General features: G+C 72.0%; 4 protein-coding genes. All 4 read right to left on the reverse strand.

Annotated features, from left to right (window positions below; all coding sequences use genetic code 11):
- Positions 1–1036 (reverse strand): type I-E CRISPR-associated protein Cas7/Cse4/CasC (gene cas7e / locus C6N75_RS19670; protein WP_105870227.1); only part of this gene is annotated, 1036 nt, incomplete at its 3' end.
- A complete protein-coding gene (casB, locus tag C6N75_RS19675) occupies positions 1033–1689 on the reverse strand; it encodes a type I-E CRISPR-associated protein Cse2/CasB (RefSeq protein ID WP_258177505.1) in 657 nt (218 codons plus the stop codon). The genes cas7e and casB, both read right to left, overlap by 4 nt.
- Before the next feature lie 191 nt (positions 1690–1880).
- Positions 1881–3473 (reverse strand): type I-E CRISPR-associated protein Cse1/CasA, encoded by a 1593-nt coding sequence (gene casA, locus C6N75_RS19680; protein WP_105870228.1) that lies wholly within the window; start codon positions 3471–3473, stop codon positions 1881–1883.
- 154 nt (positions 3474–3627) lie between these two features.
- A partial coding sequence (cas3, locus tag C6N75_RS19685) for a CRISPR-associated helicase Cas3' (RefSeq protein ID WP_105870230.1) occupies positions 3628–6073 on the reverse strand: 2446 nt, incomplete at its 5' end.

The raw sequence follows: 6073 nt of genomic DNA on the forward strand, positions 1-6073 counted from the left end.
GCTTCTCCTGCGGGTCGATGACGGTGTGGCCGTGGAAGCGGCGGTTGCGGTCGCCGGTGAGGCGGTTGAGGTTGTGGGCGTAGGCGTTGAGGGCGTGGCGAGAGGGTTGGGAGAAGCCGCCTTTCTGGTCGGCGGTGACGGGGGTTTCGAAGGCGGCGGCCAGGGAGAGCGGTCGGTGTTCGCGCACGGCGAGGTAGGCGAGGTCGGGGACGGTGTGGGGGGCGGTGCTGTTCTTCTTGGCCTGCGGCAGGGAGAGCAGGAAGTGTTCGGCGAAGGAGGCCAGTACGGTCCGGGCCGCCTTGAGGTCGCCTTCCAGGTTCTTGGTGAGGTCGGCGACGTTGACGGTGGCGTAGCGGTAGAAGACGCCGGCGCTGAACTCGGCGGTGTCCAGGTGGCCGCTGCCGGTCTCCGCTTCGCCCAGCCAGTCGTCGACGGCCGTGAAGTAGTCGCGCTGCGGTTCGGCGGCGTGGGTGGTGAAGGCGTGGGCGACTTGGGCGGCGCCGTCGACGTTGGCGTCGGGCAGTTCGGCGAGCATGCGGCCCAGCAGGCTGATGGAGGCGGTGCGGCGCTTGAGGATCGCCTCGATGGTGGGCGGCGGCAGCACCTGCCCGGGCTTCTTCTTGCCTGCGGCGCCTTCCAAGGCCTGGCGGTGCTCGGTGCACACGGTGGCGAGCTCGTCGATGGCGGCCTCGGGCAGGAACAGCAGGACCGAGGTGTGGCCGGCGTCCTCGGTGCCGATGCCCTTCTTCCCGGCGCTGGCGGCGACCTGCGCGCCGGCGAACGCGGCCAGCTCGGCCGGCCAGCCGGCCCTCTCCAGGGCCTGCTGGACCTTGGCCGGGACCAGGCGGCTGCGGGCGGCCTTCTCCCCGAGGTCCTGCTCGACGCCCAGGCGGATGGCCCGCTTCCAGGACTGGCTGGAGACCCTGATGCGCGGGGCGTTGCCGTAGCGGACCTGCTTGGGGGAGCCGAGGTCGTCGCGGTTCAGATTGGCGGCGGGCACCGACTGCAGGACGCTGAGGTCCAGGTAGAGAGTCACAGGTCGTTCTCCTCGGCGAGGTCGTTGACTGCGGGATCGTTGGGGGAAGGTTCGGTGTCGGAGGGGTCGGTGGTGTGGGTGGAGGTGCGGAAGTAGCTCTCCAGCCAGCGGGTGGCGATGCGGTCGCGGTCGCGGTTCCACCGGGCGAGGTCGCTCAGGAGGACGGCCCAGTCCACGGTGATGCCGGCGTTGGCGAGCTGGCGGACGAGGGCGGGCAGGGCGGGGTGGATGGCGTCGCTGCTCTGCCGGGCCATCAGGTGCAGGGCGCCGGCGGCGGTGTTGTCCTTCATCACGCCCTGGGCGACGGCCTGGCCGAGACTGGCGCCGAGGTTGGGACGCGCGTACCAGGGCAGCGACGCGCTCGGCTCGGGTGCGCTGTCGCGGGTCGAGCGGGGGCGCGCGGCGAGCAGCGAGGCGACGGCGTAGTAGGCGCGGCGCACGTCGCTGTGGTGCGGGTCGCCGTTGTCGCGCAGCCACGGCACCAGGTAGCGGTGCAGGTGGGTGCAGCGCTCCACCGGCAGGCCCAGGCCCTTGCGCAGGACGGCCCGGGCTTGCGTGGAGTCGTGGCACAGGCGGTGCATGTGGGCGATGAACCTGTCCGCGCGGGCGGTCGCGGCGGTCGGCGGCAGCGGGGCCGCCGTCGAATCGGTCATGGGACATCCCTAGCAACGGGGTGGAGGTGAGTCGGCGCCGAGCCCCTTGCAGGCCCGGCCGGGAGGGTCTAGTCGCTGGCGGGCCCGCGACCGGGGCCAACCGGGGGGCCTGGCCGGGCGCGAGCCTGTCCGTGCGGGAGCCGGCTGGCGGGTCGGCTCGTTGACGGGCTCGTGCGGATCCGGCCGGCTCCTCAGTCGGCGGCGGGAGCGGGGCGCAGCAGCGCGAGGATGAGGTTGCGGGCCTTGTGCCGGGCACGGGCAACCCGGATGTCGGCCCGGTTGCTCGGTCCGATGGCCTCGTCGAGGGCGGTGAGGGCCACGTCGACGAAGGCCCTGCCCGCGCGGTCGCTGTCGGTACCGGGCCGTGTGAGCTGCCAGAACGTCGTCTCGGCGGCCGGCCAGTACCGGCTCGAGGCGGCGGACGCCCACGGACCGGGTCTGCGCCGGTCCAAAGTGATCTTGGCTTTGGGGGAGAGATCGACGGTCGTGTCCGTGGCGATCTTCCAGGCGACGCGCGCGGCGTAGTCGAGCCGTTTGCCGACGTCCTCCGCGGTGGTGTGGCAGTGGTGGATGTGGTGCGCCATGTGCGCGTCGCTCTCCTCCTGCCACTGCAGCACGGGCGGGGTCGTCGCCTTGAACCAGACGCTGTCCTTCTGCTGGCCGTCCTGGTCGAAGCCGTAGGCGCGCACCGGCCACCGCAGCGGCCGGGGAAGGTGCTCCAGGGCCGGCGGACGCAGATGGTCATGTTGGCTGTCCTTGAGCAGCAGCGCGTCGAGGTCCCGCCACAGGGCACGGGATCCGTCGGCTTCCCGCGGCTGGAACTGGCCGTCGAAGCGCCGCTCGAGCACCTGGTAGGGGTCCCGGGCCTGGTGCGGCGGCTGGTGCGTGGACCAGGTGAGGTAGGCGTCGGTGACCGACCGGCCGTCCGGGGAGGGCACGAGCAGCGCGGCGTGGCGGAAGCGTCCGGTCAGCATCCGGCCCGGCCACGTCAACGGCGCCAACGGCCCCAGCGGGTCGGGGAGGTCTTCCTCCTCCCACGGGCAGGCGTCGTCGACCCCGTCCCAGTCCCCTACGTCCTGCGGGACCGGCACGGCCAGGACGAGCGTGGTGAACAGCTCCGGGCCCCAGGCGAAGTAGGAGACGGACTTGCGCAGCGGGGCCGCGTCACCGCTGCCGGTGCGCTCGGTGGTGATCCGGCGGGGCGTGCACTGCCCCGACGGCCCGTAGTACAACTGCGCGATCAGATGCCAGGCGGCCTCCGCGGCCGGCACCGGCACCGGCGCCGTGTCGGTGAAATGCCCGAACAGCACCGCCCCGTTGATCCCCGTGGGGCGGCCCATCACCAGCTTGTTGATCCCCGAGGGGTTCGGCGCCCCCTTCGCGTCCACGCACTCGGCCAGCAGCCGCGGATCCTGCAGGAACGGCCGCTGAGGGTGGAACAAGTCGAAGCGGCCCTCCAGGTCCGGACGGCCGAAATAGGCGTCCACCGCGGCGGGGTCGAAACGGCCGGCCTTCAACACCCGCTCCCGTAAGCCCAGCCAGTCCTGGATGTCCTCCGCGAGATCCGGATCATCGAGCCGCTCACTGTCGTCGGCGGCGATGCGCGCCGCGATCGGCGCCAGGACCCGCATCAGCCCGGCAGCGGCCGGCGGCAGTGGAACCTCCACATCCCCGATCTCGTGCGCCCGCTCGAACAACTCCCGCAACCCCACGCGCGTCGACTCCCCGGTTAACAGCCGCACCGGAATCCACGGCTCGGCCCGAAGGTCGAATGCTTCGCTCATGGTCGTCCCTCCCCCTCGTTCACCGTGATGTGCGGGCAGGGCGAAGCTCCCCGGCTACCTGCTCCGACGTCGTACCGGCATTCAAGCAGCGCCCACTGACACTCCGCTCCCACCTGCGGAAATTCGCTGCCCCTCAGTCCGACGGGGAGTGCCGTCAGGTACGGACCAGTCCGAGGTCCTCGTCCAGGCGCAGCGTGAACTTTCCGACCTGCACCGCCTGCGCGGCTCCTGCCGGCACGGGCTGGCGCAGCACGCGTAGTTCACCGAGCATCGGGTGCTGCGCCCACGAGGCCGGCGGCGCCAGTTCCTGCTGATCGGCGTCCCTGAACCAGTCGGCGCGGACCGGGATGGTGCGGCGCATGACCTCCCGCACCGCCGCCACCGGCACGGTGCCGTCGTCCGCCGCGGCTTCAGGAAGCGGCCGGTGGCCTTCCGCGTCCAGAGTCACGCGGCCGTCCTGCTGGACGTAGGCGCACAGCAGCCGCACGGAGTCGGCGCCGAGCCTGGTGGACAACTCCCACTCATCTGCCTCGCCCTCCAAGCGGTGCAGATCGTCCAGTGTCGCGATACTGCGGGTACGGAAGATGGCTCGCATGCTGGCCATGCTGCGCTCCGCCATCTCCTTGCCCAGGTGGGCTGTCCACGCCTGCTGCGCACGGCCGCCGGGATCGTCCCACTGGAAGTCCTCACTGTCGCCGTGCACGGCCTCGACCAGGCCCTGGACGTCCTCGGGGATGGCGATGGCGCCGCCCTCGATGCCGTGGAGGGTGCGGGAGGTGGTGGTGAGCAGGTGTTCGGAGTAGACCTCCCCCCAGTGCTGGGGGGCCTGCCCGCCGGCCGCGATCGGGTCCAAGACGACCAGACGCGGCGCATCCGCCCAGCCCGGGCGGCTACGGCCGCCGGGGTAGCCGTGCTGGGCCCAGTGGTTCTCGTGCCGCCAGCAGCGCCCGGCCCGCTGCAGCAGCAGCGACAAGGGCGCCAGGTCGCTGATGACGAGGTCGGCATCCAGGTCGAGTGACTGTTCGACGACCTGCGTGGCGACGACGATCCGGCGCAGCGGACGCGGCCCGCCACGGCCCAGGCCGTCGGTCACCGCACGCGTGCGAGCCTCCCGGACATCGGCGGGAAAGCGGGCATGCAGCAACTGCACCTCGCCTTCCTGGCGGTGGCCGCGGCGATCGAACTTCTCGCGCAGCCGCAGGTAGGTCTCCTGCGCGTCGCCGACGGTGTTGCACACCACCAGCACCGTCCCTTGCCCGGCGCCGCCGCTGAGCGGCTGCAGCAGCCGCTCGATCACCGCCATCCGAGACCGCGCGCCGTCGGCCTTGCCGTGAACGACCGGCTCGATGACGACATCGAGCCTCATACTGCGTGCCCGGGACTGCTCACCCCGACGCGCCTCGGAGATGGCGGTAGCCCGGCCGCTCTCCCCGTCGACATAGAGCCACCCCGGATACGGAGCCGGAAACGTCCTTGGCCGCAGGTCCTTCATCTTCAGGCCCGTGCCCTGCAGATACTCCTTGATCAGCCGGTCGCTGACCGACGCCGGCAGCGTCGCCGACAACAGCACCACCGGCACCCCGTAGGCCCCGAGCCAGTTCAGCAGCCGGCCCAGCAGCACCTGCATATAGGGGTCGTAGGCGTGGGCCTCGTCCACGATGAACGTCTTGCCCGACAACGCCAGCAGCCGCAGGGCGTTGTGCCGCACCGGCAGCACCGCCATCAGCGCCTGGTCGATCGTGCCCACCGCGAACTGCGCGAGCAGCGGCCGCTTGGAGCCCCGCAGCCACCGCTGCGGCCGCATATCCGCCTCCACCCGGCCGCCGCCCCGCGGCAGCTCATCCCCCTCACACGTCAGCACCGCCTGACTGTCCAGGTCCGACTCGGCGTAGGCGCTGTTCAACCAGGCCATGCTGTGCACCAGCGTCAGCCCCGCGTCCTCACCGGACTGACGCGCCAGGGTCCGGGCGACCCGCTGGTGCATCTGATCGCTCGTGGCCATCGTCGGCAGCAAGAACGCATACCCCTGCGTCCCGAACACCTCCGACAGCACACGCTCGGCCTCCAGCGCCGTCTCGCTCTTGCCGTCCCCCGGCGCCGCCGTCACCAAGAGGATCCCGCCCCTGCGCCCCTGTCCCACCGCGGCCCGCAGCTCCTCGATCACCGAGCGCTGCAGCGGATTGGGCTCACCGGCGATGCCGTACGCCTGCGCGAAGTCCTTACGCCGCAACGGCACCCGGGCCAGCCCGGCCTCCCGCAGCAACCGGGGAGCGTCCTGCTGCGAACGGGCGAAGTGCGCTGCCAGCACCGGCTCCAGCGCACGCTGCCGGCCACGCAGGTAGTCCTCCTGGCTGACCAGCCAGTCCGCGAGGATCACCACCCCCGTCACCAGCACCGCGGCCGGGGCCTTGAACACCTCCGGCGCCCCCACCCCGCCCAGCGCCTCGTTCACCGCGGCAGCATGCGCCACCCGCTGCCCAGCCCACGCCGCGTCACCCAGGAACGCCGGCGGCACGCGCCCCTCCAGACGGTGGAAACGACCGTGATGACCACCGACCACTTCCGACAGCCGCCGCGCGACCCGCGCATCCCCCTCCCCC

The organism is Streptomyces solincola, assembly GCF_002982015.1.
Taxonomy (GTDB): Bacteria; Actinomycetota; Actinomycetes; order Streptomycetales; family Streptomycetaceae; genus Streptomyces; species Streptomyces solincola.

Bases quoted from the DNA above. Each gene is read 5' to 3' on its own strand.
- casB (WP_258177505.1), bottom strand. From the start codon at position 1,689: ATGACCGATTCGACGGCGGCCCCGCTGCCGCCGACCGCCGCGACCGCC.
- casA (WP_105870228.1), bottom strand. From the start codon at position 3,473: ATGAGCGAAGCATTCGACCTTCGGGCCGAGCCGTGGATTCCGGTGCGG.